The sequence below is a fragment of the Loigolactobacillus coryniformis subsp. coryniformis KCTC 3167 = DSM 20001 genome, from assembly GCF_002706425.1.
Classification (GTDB): domain Bacteria; phylum Bacillota; class Bacilli; order Lactobacillales; family Lactobacillaceae; genus Loigolactobacillus; species Loigolactobacillus coryniformis.
Window position 1 is genome coordinate 1,159,977 of record NZ_CP017713.1, and the last position, 21,184, is coordinate 1,181,160.

19 protein-coding genes and 1 tRNA gene are annotated in these 21,184 nt (G+C 42.3%); 16 read left to right on the top strand and 4 right to left on the bottom strand.

Annotation, left to right across the window (positions count from 1 at the left end; all coding sequences use genetic code 11):
* Nucleotides 1–98 precede the first annotated feature (98 nt).
* Nucleotides 99–299 (top strand): cold-shock protein, encoded by a 201-nt coding sequence (locus LC20001_RS05765; protein WP_010009832.1) that lies wholly within the window; start codon nt 99–101, stop codon nt 297–299.
* A gap of 146 nt (nt 300–445) precedes the next feature.
* Nucleotides 446–1,063: a hypothetical protein gene (locus LC20001_RS05770; RefSeq protein WP_010009831.1), complete on the top strand. Its 618-nt coding sequence runs from the start codon at nt 446–448 to the stop codon at nt 1,061–1,063.
* Nucleotides 1,064–1,109: 46 nt separating this feature from the next.
* On the opposite strand, the gene LC20001_RS14380 is transcribed toward LC20001_RS05770, so the two are convergent.
* Both LC20001_RS14380 and LC20001_RS05775 read right to left on the bottom strand, forming a co-directional pair.
* Complete coding sequence (locus LC20001_RS14380; protein ID WP_010009830.1) at nt 1,110–1,253, bottom strand: hypothetical protein; 144 nt, start codon at nt 1,251–1,253, stop codon at nt 1,110–1,112.
* A gap of 429 nt (nt 1,254–1,682) precedes the next feature.
* Nucleotides 1,683–2,921 (bottom strand): transposase, encoded by a 1,239-nt coding sequence (locus LC20001_RS05775; RefSeq protein ID WP_069700426.1) that lies wholly within the window; start codon nt 2,919–2,921, stop codon nt 1,683–1,685.
* Between the two features lie 244 nt (nt 2,922–3,165).
* Between LC20001_RS05775 and LC20001_RS05780 the strand changes: the two genes are divergently transcribed.
* From LC20001_RS05780 to LC20001_RS05790, 3 genes are all read left to right on the top strand, one after another.
* Nucleotides 3,166–3,294, top strand: coding sequence for a hypothetical protein (locus LC20001_RS05780; protein WP_010009829.1), 129 nt, complete (start codon nt 3,166–3,168; stop codon nt 3,292–3,294).
* Between the two features lie 93 nt (nt 3,295–3,387).
* A complete protein-coding gene (locus LC20001_RS05785) occupies nt 3,388–5,082 on the top strand; it encodes an oleate hydratase (RefSeq protein ID WP_010009828.1) in 1,695 nt (564 codons plus the stop codon).
* Nucleotides 5,083–5,262: 180 nt separating this feature from the next.
* Nucleotides 5,263–5,335 (top strand) — tRNA-Glu (locus LC20001_RS05790).
* A gap of 377 nt (nt 5,336–5,712) precedes the next feature.
* Here the strand turns inward: LC20001_RS05790 and LC20001_RS05795 are convergent.
* Nucleotides 5,713–6,399 (bottom strand): CPBP family intramembrane glutamic endopeptidase, encoded by a 687-nt coding sequence (locus LC20001_RS05795; RefSeq protein WP_010009827.1) that lies wholly within the window; start codon nt 6,397–6,399, stop codon nt 5,713–5,715.
* A 161-nt stretch (nt 6,400–6,560) separates the two neighbouring features.
* On the opposite strand from LC20001_RS05795, the gene LC20001_RS05800 reads away from it, so the two are divergent.
* From LC20001_RS05800 to LC20001_RS05825, 6 genes are all read left to right on the top strand, one after another.
* Nucleotides 6,561–7,190: a TetR/AcrR family transcriptional regulator gene (locus LC20001_RS05800; protein WP_010009826.1), complete on the top strand. Its 630-nt coding sequence runs from the start codon at nt 6,561–6,563 to the stop codon at nt 7,188–7,190.
* A 61-nt stretch (nt 7,191–7,251) separates the two neighbouring features.
* Entirely contained in the window at nt 7,252–8,994 is a 1,743-nt protein-coding gene (locus tag LC20001_RS05805) for an ABC transporter ATP-binding protein (protein WP_010009824.1), read from the top strand.
* The gene (locus LC20001_RS05810; RefSeq protein WP_010009821.1) at nt 8,987–10,858 is read left to right on the top strand and encodes an ABC transporter ATP-binding protein; all 1,872 of its coding nucleotides are present in this window, start codon (nt 8,987–8,989) and stop codon (nt 10,856–10,858) included. The genes LC20001_RS05805 and LC20001_RS05810 overlap by 8 nt, the downstream gene beginning before the upstream one ends.
* Nucleotides 10,859–10,963: 105 nt before the next feature.
* Complete coding sequence (locus LC20001_RS05815) at nt 10,964–11,968, top strand: serine hydrolase domain-containing protein (RefSeq protein WP_010009820.1); 1,005 nt, start codon at nt 10,964–10,966, stop codon at nt 11,966–11,968.
* A 97-nt stretch (nt 11,969–12,065) separates the two neighbouring features.
* Nucleotides 12,066–13,028, top strand: coding sequence for a mannose-6-phosphate isomerase, class I (gene manA / locus LC20001_RS05820; RefSeq protein ID WP_056943244.1), 963 nt, complete (start codon nt 12,066–12,068; stop codon nt 13,026–13,028).
* A gap of 124 nt (nt 13,029–13,152) precedes the next feature.
* On the top strand, nt 13,153–13,899 hold the full coding sequence (locus tag LC20001_RS05825; protein ID WP_056943242.1) for an NADP-dependent (R)-specific alcohol dehydrogenase: 747 nt from the start codon (nt 13,153–13,155) through the stop codon (nt 13,897–13,899).
* Between the two features lie 144 nt (nt 13,900–14,043).
* On the opposite strand, the gene LC20001_RS05830 is transcribed toward LC20001_RS05825, so the two are convergent.
* A complete protein-coding gene (locus LC20001_RS05830) occupies nt 14,044–15,396 on the bottom strand; it encodes a Mur ligase family protein (RefSeq protein WP_003680141.1) in 1,353 nt (450 codons plus the stop codon).
* Nucleotides 15,397–15,789: 393 nt separating this feature from the next.
* Between LC20001_RS05830 and LC20001_RS05835 the strand changes: the two genes are divergently transcribed.
* The 5 genes from LC20001_RS05835 (at nt 15,790) to LC20001_RS05855 (ending at nt 21,127) form a co-directional block, all read left to right on the top strand.
* On the top strand, nt 15,790–16,374 hold the full coding sequence (locus LC20001_RS05835) for a thymidine kinase (RefSeq protein WP_010009811.1): 585 nt from the start codon (nt 15,790–15,792) through the stop codon (nt 16,372–16,374).
* Nucleotides 16,375–16,753: 379 nt separating this feature from the next.
* Nucleotides 16,754–17,836: a peptide chain release factor 1 gene (prfA, locus tag LC20001_RS05840; RefSeq protein ID WP_003678763.1), complete on the top strand. Its 1,083-nt coding sequence runs from the start codon at nt 16,754–16,756 to the stop codon at nt 17,834–17,836.
* Nucleotides 17,829–18,665: a peptide chain release factor N(5)-glutamine methyltransferase gene (prmC, locus tag LC20001_RS05845; RefSeq protein WP_010009809.1), complete on the top strand. Its 837-nt coding sequence runs from the start codon at nt 17,829–17,831 to the stop codon at nt 18,663–18,665. Before prfA ends, prmC begins: the two co-directional genes overlap by 8 nt.
* A gap of 18 nt (nt 18,666–18,683) precedes the next feature.
* Nucleotides 18,684–19,706, top strand: a complete 1,023-nt coding sequence (locus LC20001_RS05850) for an L-threonylcarbamoyladenylate synthase (protein ID WP_003678759.1) — start codon at nt 18,684–18,686, stop codon at nt 19,704–19,706.
* Between the two features lie 170 nt (nt 19,707–19,876).
* Nucleotides 19,877–21,127, top strand: coding sequence for a serine hydroxymethyltransferase (locus LC20001_RS05855; protein ID WP_010009805.1), 1,251 nt, complete (start codon nt 19,877–19,879; stop codon nt 21,125–21,127).
* Nucleotides 21,128–21,184 lie beyond the last annotated feature (57 nt).

Genomic DNA, 21,184 nt, shown 5'->3' on the forward strand with positions numbered 1-21,184 from the left:
TTGGTTTCAAGTTTCATCGTAAACTTCTTCCAATGTACGCCTTTCACAAGATTTACCAAATTATACAGGTCGATTGACCTACAGGAGGATTTTTACACATGGAATTAGGTACAGTTAAATGGTTTAACGCAGACAAAGGTTATGGCTTCATTACTCGCGACAATGGCAGCGATGTATTCGTACATTTCTCAGCTATCCAAGGCGAAGGTTACAAGTCTTTAGAAGAAGGCCAACATGTAACATTTGACGTTGAAGACAGCGATCGTGGCCCACAAGCGACTAACGTTGTTAAAGACTAGTTACTAGTCTGATGAACAGTCTCGAGTAATCGGGGCTGTTTTTTTGTACCTTGAATATCATTTCGGTTTAAGGCTTGAGTTTCTGTTGGTTTCTTTGTTAAAATCAACATAGTAAGTTGCCATGATGTGGAAGGGGTTCAACAAACATGAAAAAACTTTTCGGTGTTTTATTAATCGGGGTCACTGCAGTCACCTTGGCAGGGTGCAATAATGGTGGTTCCACGGACTCGTCCAGTGAATCAAGCCAGCAAACGAGTCAAGTTAGCAAGAAGGCTAGCAGCAGGAAAGCGCAAAGCCCAAGTACAGTCTCCAATTCAGCTAGCAGTACAAAAACCAGCAGTGCTGATGGTAATACAGCTGGTACGTCTTCTACAGCGATTGCTAGTTCTTCCAGCAGTAATGCTGGAAGTTCAACAAGCTTGGTAGCCAGCAGTCAAGCTGCTGGTCAAAGTCAGGCGCAAACGGCTACGACAGTCAATGGGCTGAACTTAACAACTGCGCAAGTACAGGATTGGGTCGCACAACATGTTAGTGGTAACTATCAATCAGATGATTTAGGGTATGAAATGAGCAAGGATGCTAATGGTGAATTAGTGATCCAAGTACGCGAAAATCATAATAGTGCTAATATGCAGGCACAGGGGGCTGACGCTGGGACTGCACCGACAATTGGCTGGTTCAAGATCAATAGTCAAGGCCAGTTACTTAGCTCACCTGATGCTGGTGCTTCGTGGAGTGTTGTGAGTAACAGTTACAATAATTAAGTGTATAAAAATAGGGATGCGGCAATTATGCCGTGTCCCTATTTGTTTAAGCTGTTTTTTTGTTTTTTGCTTGTTGATCGCGCAAACGCTGCTCTCTACTGAATTGAATCATAAAGGCAGTCAAATTACGACTGATTGCTTGATCAGAAAGCCGCCGAAACGGCAATTCAGGTTGCTTTTGTTTTTCCATATTAACGCCTACCTACTATATTGACAAAACTAACGACGTTTTTCATTGGGTTGAAAAACGCTTAAATGATTCACTTAAACTGGAACCGCAACATTGTCCGCAGCTAAGCACGAGCTCAGTTAAATACTGAGAAAAAGTGACTTGCCCACAAAAAAACTGAGGACGCCTACATCTTAGCTTTCTCAGCTGAGTCACATTTTTATTATTCATGCAGACCACTGCACAAACTCACCACTATTTACTATACACCATTTATGCGAAAGTTGCTAATACTTGAATTTACCCATTTTACCTTGTTCGGCGGGCAAAGGTTATGTCTTTGTCGGTCATTAATCGTTTTGGTACCAGTCAACTGGATCAAACTCATTTAGATGTATCCTAAATAAACGTCCCTTGACAGCACGTTTGAAAAACTTATCGAACTAACACTTAAATCGCCAAGCACAACTGCCTAGGGTCATGCCGTTGCTCGATACATTTGAAGTGCCTAATACCACTGACATCGAATTTCAGGATCGCCGCTAAGCCACGAATATAGCGATAAAACTTAAACCTTACCGCTTGCCGTAAACACTGTGCTTTGCGGTATAAGATTTCATTAAATGATAGCCCGGCTTCGATCTTGATCGCGTGATGACCTAATAAATACGTGATCAATCGGTGAATCAGCTGCAGTGAATTTAGCGAAAGTGTGCGGATTTTTTCCAAGTGATATTCCTGCTTCTGTACCCGGAATAGTTCTTCGATCCGCCAGCGGGTAAGATAGCTTTTGACGATCCGGAGCACGTCTGCTTTACTCGTAATTACCTTATTGGTCAGGAGTCTCATTGGCTTTTCACCATATCCATAAACGACCACCATAAAAAACGCTCGACCTTTAAACGCGGGTAAAGTCACTTTGATATGACTGATCTTTAAATGATAGTCTTTGCCTTTGATCTGACTATCAAAGGCGATCTTGCCCTTGCGTCGCTGCGCCAATTCAGGGACTTTATAAGCCTTATCCTGGTAGTGGACCCAGCGTTTGTCGGTTAAGCGCATAATGAAATCAGTTTGCTTTTGCATCAAAAAGTTAATGATATCATTCGCATCATAACCGCGATCCATCACGACGGTATATTTTTTATCACCAAAGAGTTGATCAACGCGATTTAAGCCGCGATAGGTTTCAACGTTAGTACTGATAAAGTCAGTTTCCTCAGCTGAAAATAAATGCGAGTATAGCGGTAGTGGCTGCTTTGTTTTTGATGTTGCGACCGTAATATTGGTTGTGAGGTAGCCTTTTTCGGTGACACCTTTTGAACCGTCGTGTACCCGGCCTAAAGCTTCAAATTTCTCACCATAAGGCTTGGTAATATCAGAATTATCAACGATGACTAGCATATCGTCCTTAAGCTGCGGTTGTACCGCGGCCAAATAATTTTGATCCAACTTGGCATAATCATGAAAATTCGTGGCGTTGCGGCTCAAACGTTTGAGCGTACCCAAAAGCGTAATATCCTCATTCAACGCACGGCTGATTTCCGCTAGTAATGGTGAACGTCCTTTCGCTAGTCCATAAAGCATGTCCATAACGAAATTAGTCGTAGGTTTAGACATGCCGAGCGTGAGCTTTTTGGCATAATTAATAATTTCTCGTTTTGCTTGATATATTTCCGTTGATTTCATGTTAAAATAACCTTGGTCCTTTCTTTTGTTAGCTTTGTTCTCGTTATTTTGGGTAAACTCAAAACTAATATAATCCCGGTTAAGTGATTAGCGTGGACAATCGGGAGCAAGTGTCCGAGTACGATCATTGCTTTTTTATATTAAGAATCTATAATGGAGTTGAAATGTAGTTGAATGGTTGATCAAGGATTTTTTAGCTACCATAACTGCTTATTTCAGTAACTTTTACAAGGAGGTCAGCAACATGAATAATAAACTTGTTTGTCTAGGCGCTACGGTCGGTTTGATCACGGCTAGCGTTTTGTACCTTGCTAAAAAGACTGGTTTTTTTGAGGATGATCGTCATTTGTATGATGAATTCGAATCACGTTAAGATGTACTGGGAAATCTTTTGCTAATATTACTGACGAATTTTGGTAGTACAGCGTGTAATGCGTTGAGCTAGTTAATGATCGGAGGAATTAGTATGCGGAAAAATAAAGCTATCATGATCGGTGCCGGTTTAGCCAATATGGCGGCTGCGGTTTATTTGATTCAAGAAGGTCACTGGAGTGGTGATCAGATTACTTTTTATTCACTGGATGATCATGGTTCAAATGATGGCGCGCCAACAAAGAGCGTAACCGATGAATATTGGAATAAAAATCATCCCTTAGAAAATCAGAAAGGCTATGTTGCTCGTGGCGGACGGATGCTGAATTATCGGACTTATGTTGATTTGATGGATCTACTTGATCGGATTCCATCGGCGACGGAAACTAATATGACTGCGGCTGAAGATACACGTGATTTTGATGCTAAACACCGTACCTTTGACAAGGCGCGGCTGCTTGAAGGCGGTAAGGGTATTATTAATGGCAGTCATTTAGGCTTAAATAATCAGGATCGGCTGCATCTAACTAAGTTGATTGCAATGCCGGATTCGGAAGAAGAAAAGCTGGATAACGTCACGATCGCTGATTATTTTAGTGATGATCCCCATTTCTTCGGCACAAATTTCTGGTTTATGTGGGAAACGACCTTCGCTTTTCGTATACAAAGTTCTGCTCAAGAATTACGACGCTATATGCACCAAATGATTTACGAATTTACTCAGATCGAGCATCTAGTCGGTGTCAACCGGACGAGATATAATCAGTATGAAAGCATTATGCTCCCACTGGTTAATTATTTACGTGATCAGGGTTGTCACATTATCTTGAATCGTCTGGTAACTGATTGGACGTTTAAAGATACGCCGATGCAAGATGAGATCACAGTTACTGGTTTGACAGTTAAGAATACAGTCACCGGTGTCGACGAACACGTCACGGTCGATGACGATACTGCGGTGATCTTTACTAACGGTTCAATCACTGATTCAGCCACTTTAGGTGACTTTAATACACCGGCGCCAGAAAATATGGATTATGGTGCAGCAGCTAGTCTATGGAAAAAAGCAAGTGAGCATTTCTATAATTTAGGTAATCCGGATAAATTTTTTGCTGATCGGAATGCCAGTGAATGGGTCAGTTTCACGCTAACGACTAAAGATCATTTATTGTTAAATGAAATTACTCGGATCACGACTCAAGTGCCAGGAAATGCGCTGAATTCGTTTATCTCGACTAGCCCGATTACAGCGTTGGGACATAAAGATGTGAATATGTCGATCGTGGTTCATCACCAGCCACATTTTACAACACAAAAACCGAATGAGACGGTTATTTGGGGTTACTTCCTATATCCACGGCGGCGTGGCGAGTTTATCGATAAGCCATACATCAAAATGACGGGTAAAGAAATGATCCAGGAATTGATTGGTCAATTGTCTAAAGTAGATCCAGGTCCCGGCAATATTCGCGACAAAACGGATCAGATCATGGCTAGCGTGATCAATAATATTCCGGTTTATATGCCTTATGCCTCTGCATTATTTAATAATCGGGCTAAAACTGATCGGCCAAAGGTTATTCCACAACATGCCACTAATTTGGCCTTTACTGGTGAATTTGTTGAGCAACCTTATCAGATGATCTTCACTGAACAAAGTGCGGTTCGTTCTGGTGAAATTGCGGCGTATCATTTCGCTGGTATTCCAATGTCGCATTTAGTTAAGACACCGCGTTATGATAAAGATTTGAAGACGTTAGCTAAAGCGGCTAAGAAAATGTTTGATTAGTGTAGTTTGTTTAAATGAGCATTAAAAAGAAGATAAACGATGATTGTTTATCTTCTTTTTTGCTGTCTAATCAGCTTGAACTGCAAAAGTGATAGGGTGGTATGGATTGGGTCGTTATAAAAAAAGCTTGACCAGCACCTTAAGTTTCTGTAGAATAATATATGTTCCAAATGTTGACCTTGCCCGTTGGTCAAATTGGTTAAGACGTCGCCCTCTCAAGGCGGAGTTACGGGTTCGATCCCCGTACGGGTGATAAAATAATTTTTCTAAGCCGAAAAGACTGTCAGATCAGTCTTTTCGGCTTTTTTATGTCTGCAAGTTAATAAAAGGTGAACTAGTGCCGCATAACCAAAATAGTTGGCTAATTTTTAGCTTTCTCAAGTTTGACGGTAATGGACAGAGCGGGTTATCTGCCATTTTAGTAAAGTGGTGATTACAGTAAAACGCTGATAAAAGCAGTAGAGAAAACCACTTTTATCAGCGTTTATAGTTGTAGTTTGTATTTACTACGCAGCGTTTAGACCAGTGAACAACTATTACTACCAGAATGGAACCGAACTAAGGCTGTTCATATATAATTTGATGAACTTGGTGGTAGCAATACAAATTGGTTTAAATTTGAGTACAATGCTAAACGAGTGCTGCTAAGGTGTTATTTAAAATATGCAGCGTGATCGACGCCTTTAAATTTTTGGTGCGACTATAAACTAGTGCCAAAACCAAGCCGAGTAAGATTTTTGACAACCAATAAATTGGATCGACTTGACCGCTGGAGAGATCAACGTGAAAGGTACCGAAGATCACTGAGCTTAAGCCAATGCTTAGCCAACGACGGTGTGGGAAAAACCAATTTAGAAAAAGACCACGAAAAAGAATTTCCTCAAGAATCGGGCCAATGAAAGCAACGAACAATAACATGAAGAAAGTGAAGCTTTGTAGCAAGCTAGTTAAACTATCTACGTTGGCGTTACCACTTGTTTTAACGAATGGAATGGTAGCAGCGTTGATTAGTAACATGGCAATGAACCCGGCAGCAACTAAAAGCCCATCACGTTTATGTAGTCGTTGTTCAAATTCATTGTTATTGTCAGTCACCGCTTTACGATAGACTTGCCAAAATAAAATCGTGATCAAAATGGAAATGATCAGGAATAAACTGCCTAATACATAAGTTAATTGGGTTTGCTGTGTGCCGGCTATTGCGCTGGCAAAGCTTAAACCAGTTAATGGTAATTGTTCGGCCAATAGAAGTAAGCAGAAATAGCCTACGTGGCGGACGGTCGCCCAGCCAGAATTATTTGTTTTGATAATCGTCACCTCACGAATTTAAGTAACCTCATGATAGCACGAAATTTGTTTTTAGACGTGTGAAACGTCTGGCTTGCTTTTCAATTTAAAAATCTCTATAATGACACACTGTCATATAAGCGACAAAGTGTCATAAATTTAAATTGATTAATGGGGAAAGGAGGAAGCAGATGCCAACACGCACTTTTTTTAATTTATCCCAGGAAAAACAACAACGGCTGCTAGAGGCGGCACGCTTAGAATTTTCGCGGGTGCCTTTACATGAAGCGTCGATCAGCAAAATTATTGCTAGTGCGGATATTCCTCGCGGCAGTTTCTACCAGTACTTTACTGATAAAGAAGACCTTTATTACTATTACGCTGATTATTTACGCAAGCAAGGGCAAAATTCACTATTAAGCAATTTACAGGCGGTCGACGGTGATTTATTTGCTGCATTTCGCCATTACTTTACTAAATTAGTTGATGAAATCATTAATGGACCTAATGCGGTTTTCTACAAAAATATGTTTTTGAACATGACTTATAAAAATGGTCGTAAAGTGACCTCAGCAACACAAAAGAGGCACCCACACCATGGACATGATGATTTTTATGCGGCCGTTGATTTCTCGGTTTTAAAAATTTCAACGCCGCATGAGTTAGGTACATTGATGCATATTTTAATGGCGACGTTATTTCAAACGCTGGGGGCCTATTACTTACGGCAACAACATGGTGAGCAGATCACGGTGGCACAATTAAACCAAGAATTTGAACAAGCCTTAGGTTGGATCGAACATGGTGTGGCGATCAATTGATCGTTTTGAATCAATCAAGTATTTTAATGTAACTTTTTATTTTAATTAAGGAAGTGAGTAGATGCTTAAAATAGCACGTGGACGAATGTCAATTTGGGCCGTCACTGGCGCTTTTTTATTTATGATCTTACAAGTGATCAGCAGCTTAAATCTACCAAGTTTGACGGCTAATATCGTCAATAATGGTGTCGCTAAAGGCGATATCAATTATATTTGGCGCGTGGGTGCTGAAATGGTCGGGTTTGCGCTTTTGAGCGTGTTGGCCGCTGTGGGTAATGTTTTTTTGGCAGCACGGACTTCACAGCATTTAGGCCAACAACTCCGTTCGGACATTTATCGTAAGGTCATTGGTTTTTCTAACGATGAGTTTGATCAGGTGGAGACCTCGTCACTGATCACCCGGACGACCAATGATGTGGTACAGATTCAAAACGTGGCCATGATGGCATTACGGATGATGATCATGGCGCCGATCATGTTGATCGGTGCCAGTGTTCTGGCATACAACAAAAACCAGCGATTGACGATGATCTTTTTAATTGTTTTACCGGTACTAGCTATTTTTATTGGCTTAGTGATGCGGTTTGCCGTACCGTTATTCCGCGCAATGCAGTCTAAAACCGATCGAATCAATTTGATTTTTCGTGAAGGTTTGACTGGGGTCCGGGTTATTCGGGCGTTCCGGCGTGATAAATTTGAGCAAACTCGTTTTGAAGCGGCCAATCAGGATTACACACATAATGCAATCAAAGTTTTTAGTATCATGGCGTTGATGTTTCCAATTATGACTTTGATGATGAGTGCGACTAATGTTGGAATCACTTGGTTTGGGGCTAAATTGATCGCTGATTTCTCGATGCCAGTCGGTAATCTGATCGCCTTTTTGACCTATGCCATGCAGATCTTAATGAGTTTTATGATGTTATCAATGGTTTTTGTTTTCATTCCGCGAGCGCAGGCTTCAGCATTACGGATTCAAGAAGTTTTAGCGCTTGATTCAACGATCAATGATAAGCCTGAACCGAAGGCATTACCGGCCGATTTTGATCATAGTGAATTGAACTTTCAGCATGTTGATTATCGCTATCGGGGTGCAGAAAATCGCGCCCTGACGGATATTGATTTCAGCGCTAAAAGTGGCCAAACAGTAGCGATTATTGGTGGGACTGGTTCTGGTAAAACATCGTTAGTCAGCTTACTACCGCGCTTTTATGATGTGGAGGCTGGTAGTATCAGTTTCAATGGCACGGATATCCGTGATTTTACGCAACATGATTTGCGACAAGCTATTTCTTTTGTTCCGCAAACGGCGATTCTATTTACGGGGACTGTACGTGAGAACATGCAATATGGTGATCCGAATGCGACTGATGAAGCCATTTGGCGTGCGTTGAAGATTGCCCGCGCCGATGATTTTATTGCGGCTGACGCTGGTTTAGATACCCACGTTGAACAAGGTGGCGGTAATTTTTCTGGTGGTCAACGGCAACGGTTAGCGATTGCCCGGGCTTTAGTCAAAGACGCCGCGGTGTATGTGTTTGATGATTCTTTCTCAGCATTAGATTTCAAAACTGATTCTCAGTTGCGCGCTGAATTAAGGGCTGATAGTCGGATCCAAAATCGAATCGTGATCATTGTTGCGCAACGAATTGCAACGGTGGCTGATGCTGATCTAATTCTAGTTTTAGATAATGGTAAATTAGTTGGTAAAGGGACTCATGAAGCGTTAAAAGCACACAATGCCGTTTACCAAGAAATCATGGCTTCCCAGTTAAAGGAAGGAGAGGAGGCGCAACATGAGTAAAGAAACACCAACACGGCCACCAATGGGCCATGGTCCCGGCAATCATGCCGGCCTAGTTGAAAAACCACAGCACTTTTGGCGGACAACCAATCGTTTGTTGCGCTACATGTCCAATCGTTTATTTGCGGTGGCAGTGGTTTTAATTTTGGCGATCACGTCAGTTATTTTCCAAATTCGGACGCCGAAAATTCTCGGTGAGGCAACGACGGAAATTTATAAAGGCATCATGAAGGGCGCAGCAATGAAAAAAGCCGGTGAAACGGTGGCTAAGTTGCCGATCGATTTTGATAAGATCAAGCAGATCATCATTATTGTTGTCTTAATGTATTTAACCTCAGCGTTGTTTAGCTTTTTCCAGCAATTTATTATGACGCGGGTCTCGCAGCAAACGGTCTATCAGTTGCGCCGCGAGTTTAAGGAAAAAATGCAACGGGTACCGATCAGTTATTATGATACGCATAGCAACGGTGATATTATGTCGCGAGCAGTTAACGATATGGATAATATCGCCAGTACCTTACAGCAAAGTTTAACGCAGGCAGTGACGAGTACTGTGACTTTTGTCGGCACGATCTGGATGATGCTGACGATCAGTTGGAAGCTGACCTTGATCGCGTTGATCACTATTCCATTAAGCCTAGTGATTGTTGGCGTGATTGCACCACGGTCGCAGCGTTATTTTGCGGGGCAACAGCGTAGCTTAGGCTTGTTGAATAATCAGGTTGAAGAAAATTATAGTGGCCATGTGGTTTTAAAAAGTTTTAACAAGGAACAAGCCGCGATCGATACTTTTGAAGAACAAAATCGTAACTATTATCAGTCAGCTTGGAAGGCACAATTTATTTCCGGGATCATTATGCCGTTAATGATTTTCTTGAATAATATTGGCTACGTCTTCGTGGCGATCATCGGTGGGGTACAGGTCACTCACGGTGCAGTGACGTTAGGTAATGTGCAGGCCTTTTTACAATACATGAATCAGTTCTCCCAACCAATTTCACAATTAGCTAACTTAATGAACACGATCCAGTCAACGATTGCTTCTGCGGAACGGATTTTTGCGGTGTTAGATGAACCAGAAATGAGTCCAGAGCCAACTGCTAAGCCAGTTGTTCAGCCGAACGCAAACTTTATTGATTTTGATCATGTACAGTTTGGTTACAATAAAGGCGAATTGTTGATGAATGACTACAATTTGAGCGTTAAAAAAGGTCAGCGCGTCGCTATTGTTGGGCCAACTGGTGCCGGTAAAACGACGATCATTAATTTACTGGAACGCTTCTACGATGTCAGCGGTGGCACAATTCGTTTGGCCGGCGTTGATACTCGTGAATTAAGTCGTGAAGACCTACGGCAGCATTTTGCTATGGTTTTGCAGGATACATGGCTGTTTACCGGTACGATCTACGATAATCTGAAATACGGTCGTGAAGACGCAACGGATGACGAGGTCATGGCGGCAGCTAAGGCAGCCCACGTTGATGAATTTGTTCGCCGCTTACCTAACGGCTACAACACCATTTTGAATGAAGCGGCCTCTAATATTTCTCAAGGGCAACGGCAATTAGTTACGATCGCGCGAGCTTTTGTTGCCGATCCTGAGATTTTGATCCTTGATGAAGCCACCAGTTCGGTCGATACTCGGACTGAAGTTCATATTCAGCACGCGATGGAACGCTTATTGGCTAACCGCACCAGTTTCGTGGTGGCCCATCGGTTGTCAACGATTCGTGATGCCGATAATATCATCGTAATGAATCATGGTGACGTGATCGAAACTGGGACTCATGACCAATTAATGGCCCAAAAAGGGTTCTACGCTGATTTATACAATAGTCAATTTTCTGGCAATATTGTGTCGTAAATGCGTTATAGTAAAAGCAAAGGTGTACGCTGCCTTTGCTTTTTTTATTGGGCGACGTTTCAACTTGGCGCCTTTTACCATAATTGTGAAATTGGAGTTGGTACGATGTATCCACAAACTGAACAGAAAATTCAAGCTTTAGTCGCTAATGGGATCGTTCCTGGTGTTAGTTATGGATTTATTCAGCAGCAGCACACTTGGACGAATTATTTAGGTGCTAGCCAGTTGTTGCCGGAAAAAAAGGCCTTACAAGCCGGCCAATTGTATGATCTGGCGTCATTGACTAAAGTAGTGGCAACGACGACTTTAATTTTAAAATTACAAGAACAAGGTCGACTAGCCATTACTGATCCAGTTCAAAAATATTTACCAGAATTTGGTGATGGGCGAGTAACGTTACGGCATTTGTTGACGCATACTTCGGGTATCACCGGCTATATTCCGAATCGTAACCAACTGGCAGCACCGGCATTGACTAAAGCATTACTTGGCTTAAGTGTCGGTGCAGATTTTGGACGCAAAGTGGTTTATAGCGATACAGGGCTGATCTATCTAGGTTGGATCATCGAACGCTTGTTAAAGGAGCCAGTACAAACGGCGTTGACACATGAAGTGTTGCAACCATTACATTTAAATACAATGACCTTTACGCCGGAAAAGGCGCGTTGTGTGCCCGCCAGTTATGAACCAACGGGCCGCGGTTTGATCCAGGGCGTTGTTCATGACCCCAAAGCCTTTATCTTAGGCAAACATTGTGCCTCGGCTGGTTTATTTTCTAATTTAGCTGATCTGTTACAATTTTGCCGGTTCATGTTGGGTGACTTTACGGTTAACCAACCACCGATCAGTTCAGCAACGATTGCCGCATTATACCGTGATTACACCGGCTTTGATGGCGGTCGTAGCTTAGGCTGGCAATTGTTGTATGCAGCGGACGGGCATCCAGTTATTTATCATACTGGTTTTGTTGGTCATTTTATGTTGATCGATGCGACCAAGCATAATGCTGTCGTTTTTCTGTCTAACCGCATCCATCCAACGGCACCAAATAAACCTTATCTTGCATTACGTGACGAAATCGTTACCACTTATCTGCAGGAAGCTAAATGAAACGGTGATTAAAACACACGAATTAGACTCGACGTCACTAACTGAAAACGGTAAAATAATTAGCGGAGCATTTGAGAATATTGAAGGAGTGATTATTTTGGCAGAACCGTATTTCTTACAGCCTTATTTTCAAGAAAAAATTTGGGGCGGAACTAAATTACATGATGAATTTGGCTATACCTTACCTAGTGAACGTACGGGCGAATGTTGGGCGATTTCCGCGCATCCCCATGGACCTAGTACCGTCGCTAACGGTCCATATGCTGGCCAGACCTTGATCGAAGTTTGGCGCGATCATCGCGATGTTTTTGGCGATGCTAAGGGGGATGTTTTCCCATTATTGACTAAAATTTTGGATGCTGAAGCTGACTTATCGGTTCAGGTTCACCCCGATGACGCTTATGCTGCGGAACACGAGCATGAACTGGGCAAAACGGAATGTTGGTATATCATTGCCGCTGATCCAGGGGCTGAATTGATCTATGGTCATAATGCCAAAAGTGAAGCTGAATTGGCCGATATGATCCATTCGGAAGACTGGCAGGGCTTGTTCCGCCATGTACCCGTTAAAGCCGGTGATTTCTTTTACGTCCCTAGTGGAACGATCCATGCACTGGGCAAAGGAATTATGGCTCTAGAAACGCAACAAAGTAGCGATACGACTTATCGGTTATATGACTATGATCGAGTAGACGCTAAGACTGGCAAAAAACGTGAACTGCATATCCAACAATCAATTGACACGACCACGGTACCGTTTGTGGCGCCTAAGTTAGCTATCACTAGTCAACAGTTTGGCGATTCTAAAGTTACCACTTTCGTTAAAGCGCCATACTTTACGGTTTACGAATGGCAAGTTAAAGGTGAACTAGAGTTAACCCGTCAAAGCGCGCCATATACATTGGTTTCCGTTTTAGCTGGGCAAGGTGAGATCACCGTTGATGGTCAAAGTTATCCGTTAGCTAAAGGGCAACACTGTTTATTACCATTTGCAGTCAAAAAATGGCAATTGTCCGGTGACTTACAAATTATCGCTTCCGAACCGGGTAAGAAAGCATAAAGAATGGATTTAGCGGCTGAATTTAGTCGCTATTTTTATATCATTTTAAAAAGCGCTTTCATTTACAGCTAAACAAGACTAAAATATAATTGTTCAAGCTAAAAATATTTTAGGAGACTATTAAATGACAGGACGTTTAATTGGCAAAGTTGCGCTGGTTACCGGCGGAACAAAAGGAATTGGTTTAAGCTGTGCACAGCGTTTTGTAGAAGAAGGGGCGAAAGTTGTTATTACTGGGCGCCATGTGGATCTTGGTGAAGCAGCGTTAGCAACTATTAACGCACCAGAGGCACTGAGCTTTATGCAACAGGATACCTCAGATGATCAAGAGTGGCCACAGATTATTAAGGCCGTCCAGGATAAGGTTGGTAAGTTGGATATTTTAGTTAATAATGCCGGTATTTGTTTTTTTAAAGATATTGAGCATACAACTGCAGCAGAATGGCGTAAAATACAGTCGATCAACTTGGATGGGGTTTTCTTTGGCACTAAATATGCCTTAATCGCGATGAAAGATCATGGGGGTTCGATCATTAACATGTCGTCGATCGAAGGTTTGATTGGCGAACCAATGTTGGCTGCCTATAATGCTAGCAAAGGGGGTGTACGACTATTTTCTAAATCAGCGGCCTTGTATGCAGCTAAAGAAGGTTACAATGTGCGCATCAACACAGTCCATCCCGGTTACATTCACACGCCGTTGGTTGATTGCGCACCGGATGTGGTGACTCACGAAGAGCAATTAACACCAATGGGGCACTTAGGCGAACCCGTAGATATTGCGAATATGTGCGTATTCTTAGCTTCAGATGAATCAAAATTTGCCACTGGTGCAGAATTTGTTGTCGATGGTGGTTATACGGCTCAATAATTCATTGTTGTGGTCAATGGTTAATGTGGATCAAATTATTTCAGTAAATGACTGAATATACAACGAAGCATTAATAATACGACTTCATTGAATGAGCAAATAAAATAAGCTTGGGTAACTTTTTCAGGTTACTCAAGCTTATTTTTAATGCTTACGGTTAGCTGCGGCAATGAAGCCTTGCGCCGCAAATTTTTCGCGTAATTGAAGAACTGCCGTGTAAGTGGCTAATACGTAAACTTGTTCAGTTGGCAAAGTCTTGATTTTTTCCGCGACTTCACTTAGATCCTTGATCTGTTGTAATTTATCTTCTGGGACACCGGCAACCTGCCAACGAAAGGCAATATCAGTGACTCGCTCACCACCAGCGATAAAGCTGGGAATCGCTTGAGTCGCCATTTTTTCAAAATTACCATCCCAGATCCAACTAGTGTCGATACCGTCAGCGTAATTGGCGTTCAGCAAAGTGACCAACGAAAAAGGTTTTTTATTCAATAAAATTAAATCAAATACTTGATTTAAGCCCACCGGATTTTTGACTAAAATTAAAGTTACAGCCTTATCGCCGACTTGAATCACTTCTTGACGACCAAAAACTTTTTCGTCAGCATCGAGTGCTTGCGCAATCGCAGTAGGTTCAATACCAAAATAACGACCTACACTGTAAGCAGCTAATGCGTTATAGATATTATACGTGCCACCAATATTAAGTTTGATTGGCTGACCATCGATCACAAAACTAGAGCTAACCGGCGTTTGCTCAGTTAATTCAGTGACTCGGTGTTGTAGTTCAGGACGGGCAAAACCACAGTTAGGACAGTAGTATTTACCTAGATTACTGTAAACTAATGATTTGTAGTGCAGAATATGATTGCAGACTGGGCACAAAACACCATCAGTATTGTATTCAGCTTTTAATTCACCATCAGGCTGGTTATCAAAGCCGTAATAGATGAATGGGTTGGGTAATTTACGTGAATGGAAAATTGGCGCATCACCGTTAGCGATGACCGTTGCCTCAGGTGCATTGGCCACACCATCAAGAATTTTCTGATAGGTGGTATATAATTCGCCATAACGATCCATTTGATCACGGAAAATGTTAGTGAAAACAAAGGCTGTTGGTTTGATGTATTTGGTTACTTCGATCACATTAGCCTCATCAACTTCCAAAACAGCGATCTGCTTACCAGAGCGCCCACGCTTGTGGGTTAAGAAGGCGGTGATGATACCTTGCTTCATGTTGGAACCAGTTGGGTTAGTCAAAATATCACTGTATTTTGCGTGTAATACTTTGACAGTTAAGGCTGTGGTCAACGTTTTACCGTTAGTGCCTGTGATGATCACGACTTCATAATCACGACCTAACGTTGCCAGAATATCTGGATCAATTCGATTGGTGATTTTACCCGGCAAAGAGCTACCACCTTTCATGAAGGTGTGCAAAAACCAGTAAGCCGAGCGACCAGCAGTCGCGGCGAAAGAACTTTTTAATGACATAATGAGTCTCCTATTCCACAATTAAGGTGATTTTATTAGCCTAGTGCGCTAATAAAATTTGCTATTTCAAAGGGTGCAACTATTTTGGTTTGATCCAATCGGCAATAAACGACTGTTTAGTATGGGAAGTATAAGTCGCATTAAATAACAATAACTATTTTGACAACGAAAAGTGTGCTTGTCAAAAGATAACCTGCGCCGACAATGTTTATAAGGCGAGCATAACATAACTTGATGATTTAATTCGCTGCAATGATTAAAACCAATCGTTTTCTAACTAAAAATAGGCAGTACAAAGATTGCTTTTTTACTTGTCACTAATTTGCAGATGAATTTTTCACTAAAATCGATTATACTGAATAAGAATGTTTATGAAAAGGGGTAAGAACAAGGATGGCCCAGTTGTTTTTTCATTATGGCGCAATGAATAGCGGTAAAACAATCGATATTTTAAAGGTTGCCCATAATTATGAGGAGCAAAATAAGTCGGTGATCATTATGACGTCAGGTCTAGATGATCGCGATGAGATCGGCTACGTTTCTAGCCGGATCGGGTTACGCCGCCAAGCGTTGCCGATTTTTGCTGAAACCAATATTTGCGATGTTGTGAAACAAGAAAATCCCAATGCAGCGTGTTTATTGATCGATGAAGCACAGTTCTTGCAAAAGCATCATGTGATTGAACTGGCTAAAATTGTCGATGAGCTGAATATACCAGTCATGACGTATGGTCTGAAAAATGATTTTCGCAATGAATTATTTGAAGGCTCAAAGTATTTATTGTTATACGCCGATAAAATTGTTGAAATCAAAACAATTTGCTGGTTCTGCAATAAAAAGGCTTTGATGAACATGCGTGTCGCTAATGGCAAGCCTGTCTATGAAGGCGAACAAATCGAAATTGGTGGCAATGAAGCTTACTACCCAGTTTGTCGTAAGCATTATTTTCATCCAATTTTAAGCCAATTAAAAGCATGAATGTGTTAATGTATTTAGCTAATAAAATAACCTTAATTGTGAAGTAGAGCCATGTTTCTTGCGGCAAGTATTTTGCCACAAGAATGGACATCGCCCGGAACATCAGAATTTATTAGCGTATTCCGCTAATAAATGACCTTAATTGTGAAGTAGAGCCATGTTTCTTGCGGTAAGATTTTCGCCACAAGAATGGACATCGCCCGGAACATCAGAATTTATTAGCGTATTCTGCTAATAAATGACCTTAATTGTGAAGTAGAGCCATGTTTCTTGCGGCAAGTATTTTGCCACAAGAATGGACATCGCCCGGAACATCAGAATTTATTAGCGTATTCTGCTAATAAATGACCTTAATTGTGAAGTAGAAAGGAAACTAATCATGGACGAAATGTTTGAACAGTTGCAAGCCGTGGTTGATCGTCATGAAGAATTGGAAGGCTTACTTTCCGATCCTGAAGTGATCAGTGATACACAGCGCTTCATGAAGCTGTCGAAAGAAGAAGGCGAGATCCGCGAAACAACGGAAAAGTATAACCGTTACAAGGATGTTGTCGGCCAGATCGCCGAAAATGACGCAATGTTGCGTGAAAAACTTGATCCAGAAATGGACGCGATGGTCAAACAAGATCTAGCTGAATTAAATACTGAAAAAGAAAAATTAGAGCATGAAATGACCTTACTGATGCTACCTAAGGATCCTAATGATGATAAAAATATTATCATGGAGATCCGGGGCGCAGCTGGTGGTGATGAAGCCAGTCTTTTTGCTGGGGACTTACTTAACATGTATATGCGCTATGCCGAAAAGCAAGGTTGGAAAGTGGAGACTGTCGATGAAACACCAACCGAAGTCGGTGGCTTTAAGAGTGTGGTCATTATGATCTCAGGTGATAGTGTTTACTCCAAGTTGAAGTTTGAAAATGGTGCGCATCGGGTACAGCGCGTTCCCCAGACTGAATCACAAGGGCGTGTGCACACCTCAACAGCAACTGTTGCGGTAATGCCGGAATATGATGCGGTTGATTTGGATATTGACCCGAAAGATATTCGGACCGACGTTTATCGTTCGTCTGGTGCCGGTGGTCAGCATATTAATAAAACTTCCTCTGCAGTACGGATGACCCATTTGCCAACGGGGATCGTCGTTGCCATGCAGGATCAGCGTTCACAGCAACAAAACCGTGAAAAAGCAATGCAAATTTTGCGGGCCCGGGTTTATGACTATTATGAAAGTCAAAATCAAAGTGAATACGATGAAAATCGGAAACAATCAGTTGGGACTGGTGATCGTTCAGAACGGATCCGCACCTATAACTATCCACAAAATCGGGTGACGGATCACCGGATCGGTTTGACTCTAAACAAATTGGATCGGATTATGAATGGTGAATTAGAAGAGATTATTGATGCGTTGATCTTACATGATCAAACGGCTAAATTGGAGCAGCTCCAAAATGGCTGAGCCAACATTTTTTGAGGCCTTGCGTTGGGCCTCTATTTTTTTAGAACAGCGGCAACAAGAAGACGCAGGTCGTTTTTTGTTATTAGAACGACAAAATTGGACAAGTACACAATTGCTGCTGCGCTATCGGGAACCGATGCCAGCCGCAATTTGGCATCAGTTTCAAGCTGATGTGCAACGTTTTGCTAAAAATGAACCCGCACAGTATATTGTTGGTCACGCGCCGTTTTACGGACATGAATTTAAGGTCACAACCGCGACTTTGATCCCACGCTCAGAAACAGAAGAGTTGGTTGAATGGGCATTAAATGAATTGCCAGCTACACCATTGAAAATATTGGATCTAGGAACTGGCAGTGGTGCAATCGCAGTTAGCTTAAAGTTAGCGCGTCCCCAGTGGCAAGTTTGGGCTAGTGATATTTCGGCGGCAGCATTAACTGTTGCTGCCGACAATGCGCATGACTTGGGTGCAGCCATTAATTTTCGGCAAAGTGATGTTTTTACTAATTTAGCGGTCGAAAAATTTGATGCGATCATCAGCAATCCGCCTTATATTGCCCCTAGTGAGCGTGATGTGATGGATGCCAGTGTTTTAGCCCATGAGCCAGCAACGGCTTTGTTTGCCGCTGAAGCTGGTTTAGCAATTTATCGGCGTATTTTGACTGACTTACCGCAACATTTGACGATCAACGGCCAGTTTTTTGGTGAGTTTGGTTATCATCAGCGACCAGCACTGGCTAAAATGGTTGCCGAATTATTACCGGCGAGTCAAGTGAAGTTCCGGCGTGATCTAGCTGGTCATGAGCGGATGCTCCAGATCAAACTATGAATGAAAGAAGGAAGTACGTTGCAAACAAAAGTTTTTAAACCAGATCAATTGGCGGCCGCTGCTGCTGAATTGGCTGCTGGTGAATTAGTGGCTTTTCCCACGGAAACAGTCTACGGTTTAGGTGCCGATGCAACGAATGAAACGGCAGTAAAAAAAGTTTATCAAGCAAAAGGAAGACCTAGTGACAATCCATTGATCGTTCACGTAGCTGATGTGGCAACAGTCAAAAAATATGTGGCTGATTTTCCCACGACAGCTGAAAAACTGACCCAAGCCTTTTGGCCAGGTTCGTTGACGATCATCTTGCCATTACAACCTAATGCTTTCTCGAAAACAGTTACTGGTGGCTTGAATACAGCGGCTTTTCGTAATCCGCGTAATCAAGTGACCTTGGATCTGATCAAGCAATTAGGGCGGCCAATCGTTGGACCGTCAGCTAATACTTCGGGAAAACCAAGTCCAACATTGGCAGAACATGTTTTACATGATTTGGCGGGTAAAATTGCTGGTGTTGTTGATGATGGTCCAACGGGTGTCGGCTTAGAATCGACTGTGATCGACTTGAGTACAGCAACTCCCACAATTTTGCGGCCTGGCGCAGTGACTAAAGAAGATATTGAAGCAGTGATCGGTTCGATCGATGCTGATCATCATAAAGTCAAAGCAGATGAAGTCCCTAAGGCACCGGGAATGAAATATAAACATTACGCGCCGAATGCGCAAGTTTATATGACAGCGGCTACGGACTTCAAGGCGGCGGCCGCTTGGGCACGTGAACAGGGTGAACCATTCGGCTTATTGGCAACGGATCAGGTGTTAGCTGAATTTTCTGCTTTAGCACCAGCTTATCGTTTTTCTTTAGGTGATTCGATCGTAACAGCCAGTCAGCATTTATTTGATGGCTTACGGCACTACGATCAATTACCTGAGGTCAAGTTGATTTTAGCAGAGGAATTCCCAGCCCAAGGCTTAGGTGTTGCTTACATGAATCGGTTAGCTAAGTCAGCAGGTCAACAGCGCTTTACGAAAAGTGAACACTAATTATAATTAGTATTTTCTAGACGTGTCTAGCTAAATGGTTGTTAAGTAACAATCAAACGCTTCAAGACACGTCTATTTTGATATGGTATAATCGGCTTATTCGGTGAGGTTAAGGCTGGCTCATTGATTACGCATTAAGCGTAAATATCAGTTTTGGAGGATGATGCGCAATGGATTTTCACGTTGATGATCAGGAAGTTTGGCAGGCAATTCGACAAGAGGAGCAACGGCAAGAACATAATATTGAGTTAATCGCATCGGAAAATATTGTTTCTGATGCGGTACGCGCTGCTCAGGGTAGTGTCTTAACTAATAAATATGCAGAAGGCTATCCAAAACATCGTTTTTATGGTGGCTGTGAATATATTGATGTGATCGAGCAATTGGCGATTGATCGTGCCAAAGAATTATTCGGTGCAGAGTACGCTAATGTTCAACCGCACTCTGGTTCTGGGGCTAATATGGCAGCCTATTCGGCTTTACTCGAACCCGGTGATCGTGTGATCGGGATGAGTCTTGCTGAAGGTGGACATTTGACGCACGGTGCACCAATGAGTTTTAGTGGTCAAACTTATGACTTCAAAAGTTATGGGGTAGATGCTAAAACGGGTCGGATTGATTTTGATGCAGTGCGTCAATTAGCCCATGATTTTCAACCTAAATTGATTGTCGCTGGTGCTTCGGCTTATAGCCGTGAGATCGACTTTAAGCAATTCCGTGAAATTGCTGATGAGGTTGATGCGTACTTAATGGTGGACATGGCCCACATTGCTGGTTTAGTAGCAGCGGGCCTACACCAAAGCCCTGTACCATATGCTGACATTGTTACTACGACCACCCATAAAACTTTACGTGGGCCACGTGGCGGCCTTATCTTGGCAAAAGAGCAATATGCTAAGGCAATCAACTCAGCAGTCTTTCCTGGCATCCAAGGTGGTCCGTTGGAGCATGTGATTGCTGGTAAGGCAATTGCTTTGAAAGAAGCTTTACAGCCAGAGTTTAAGGCCTATGCCCAGCAGATCATTGTTAATGCTCAAGCCATGGCCGAGGTTTTTGCTGCGGATGAGCGCATAAAAATTATTTCCGGTGGCACAGATAATCATTTAATGTTATTGGACGTCACAAAATTTGGTTTAACAGGTCGCGATGTTCAGGATCTGCTGGATACAGTCAGCATTACTGTCAATAAAAATACGATCCCTAACGAACAAAATGGCCCATTCCGGACTAGTGGGATTCGGGTGGGGACACCGGCGATCACAACTCGTGGTATGAAAGAAGCCGAAGCTAAGCAAGTGGCACAATTAATTTTACGGGCAATCGAGCAACGCGAAGATCCAAATGCATTGGCCGAAGTTAAGCGGGATGTATTCGCTTTAACGGAACAATTTCCGATCAATGCAAAAAGATTTGAATTTTAACTAGCCATAGCGACTATAATTCGCTAAAATATAAGTAATCAAATTGGGAAAACGGGA

Bases quoted from the DNA above. Each gene is read 5' to 3' on its own strand.
- LC20001_RS05785 (WP_010009828.1), top strand. From the start codon at position 3,388: ATGCGGAAAAATAAAGCTATCATGATCGGTGCCGGTTTAGCCAATATG.
- LC20001_RS05825 (WP_056943242.1), top strand. From the start codon at position 13,153: ATGACAGGACGTTTAATTGGCAAAGTTGCGCTGGTTACCGGCGGAACA.
- LC20001_RS05765 (WP_010009832.1), top strand. From the start codon at position 99: ATGGAATTAGGTACAGTTAAATGGTTTAACGCAGACAAAGGTTATGGC.
- prfA (WP_003678763.1), top strand. From the start codon at position 16,754: ATGGACGAAATGTTTGAACAGTTGCAAGCCGTGGTTGATCGTCATGAA.
- LC20001_RS05815 (WP_010009820.1), top strand. From the start codon at position 10,964: ATGTATCCACAAACTGAACAGAAAATTCAAGCTTTAGTCGCTAATGGG.
- LC20001_RS05780 (WP_010009829.1), top strand. From the start codon at position 3,166: ATGAATAATAAACTTGTTTGTCTAGGCGCTACGGTCGGTTTGATCACG.
- LC20001_RS05830 (WP_003680141.1), bottom strand. From the start codon at position 15,396: ATGTCATTAAAAAGTTCTTTCGCCGCGACTGCTGGTCGCTCGGCTTAC.
- LC20001_RS05835 (WP_010009811.1), top strand. From the start codon at position 15,790: ATGGCCCAGTTGTTTTTTCATTATGGCGCAATGAATAGCGGTAAAACA.
- LC20001_RS14380 (WP_010009830.1), bottom strand. From the start codon at position 1,253: ATGGAAAAACAAAAGCAACCTGAATTGCCGTTTCGGCGGCTTTCTGAT.
- prmC (WP_010009809.1), top strand. From the start codon at position 17,829: ATGGCTGAGCCAACATTTTTTGAGGCCTTGCGTTGGGCCTCTATTTTT.
- LC20001_RS05805 (WP_010009824.1), top strand. From the start codon at position 7,252: ATGCTTAAAATAGCACGTGGACGAATGTCAATTTGGGCCGTCACTGGC.
- LC20001_RS05775 (WP_069700426.1), bottom strand. From the start codon at position 2,921: ATGAAATCAACGGAAATATATCAAGCAAAACGAGAAATTATTAATTAT.
- LC20001_RS05855 (WP_010009805.1), top strand. From the start codon at position 19,877: ATGGATTTTCACGTTGATGATCAGGAAGTTTGGCAGGCAATTCGACAA.
- LC20001_RS05800 (WP_010009826.1), top strand. From the start codon at position 6,561: ATGCCAACACGCACTTTTTTTAATTTATCCCAGGAAAAACAACAACGG.
- LC20001_RS05770 (WP_010009831.1), top strand. From the start codon at position 446: ATGAAAAAACTTTTCGGTGTTTTATTAATCGGGGTCACTGCAGTCACC.
- LC20001_RS05810 (WP_010009821.1), top strand. From the start codon at position 8,987: ATGAGTAAAGAAACACCAACACGGCCACCAATGGGCCATGGTCCCGGC.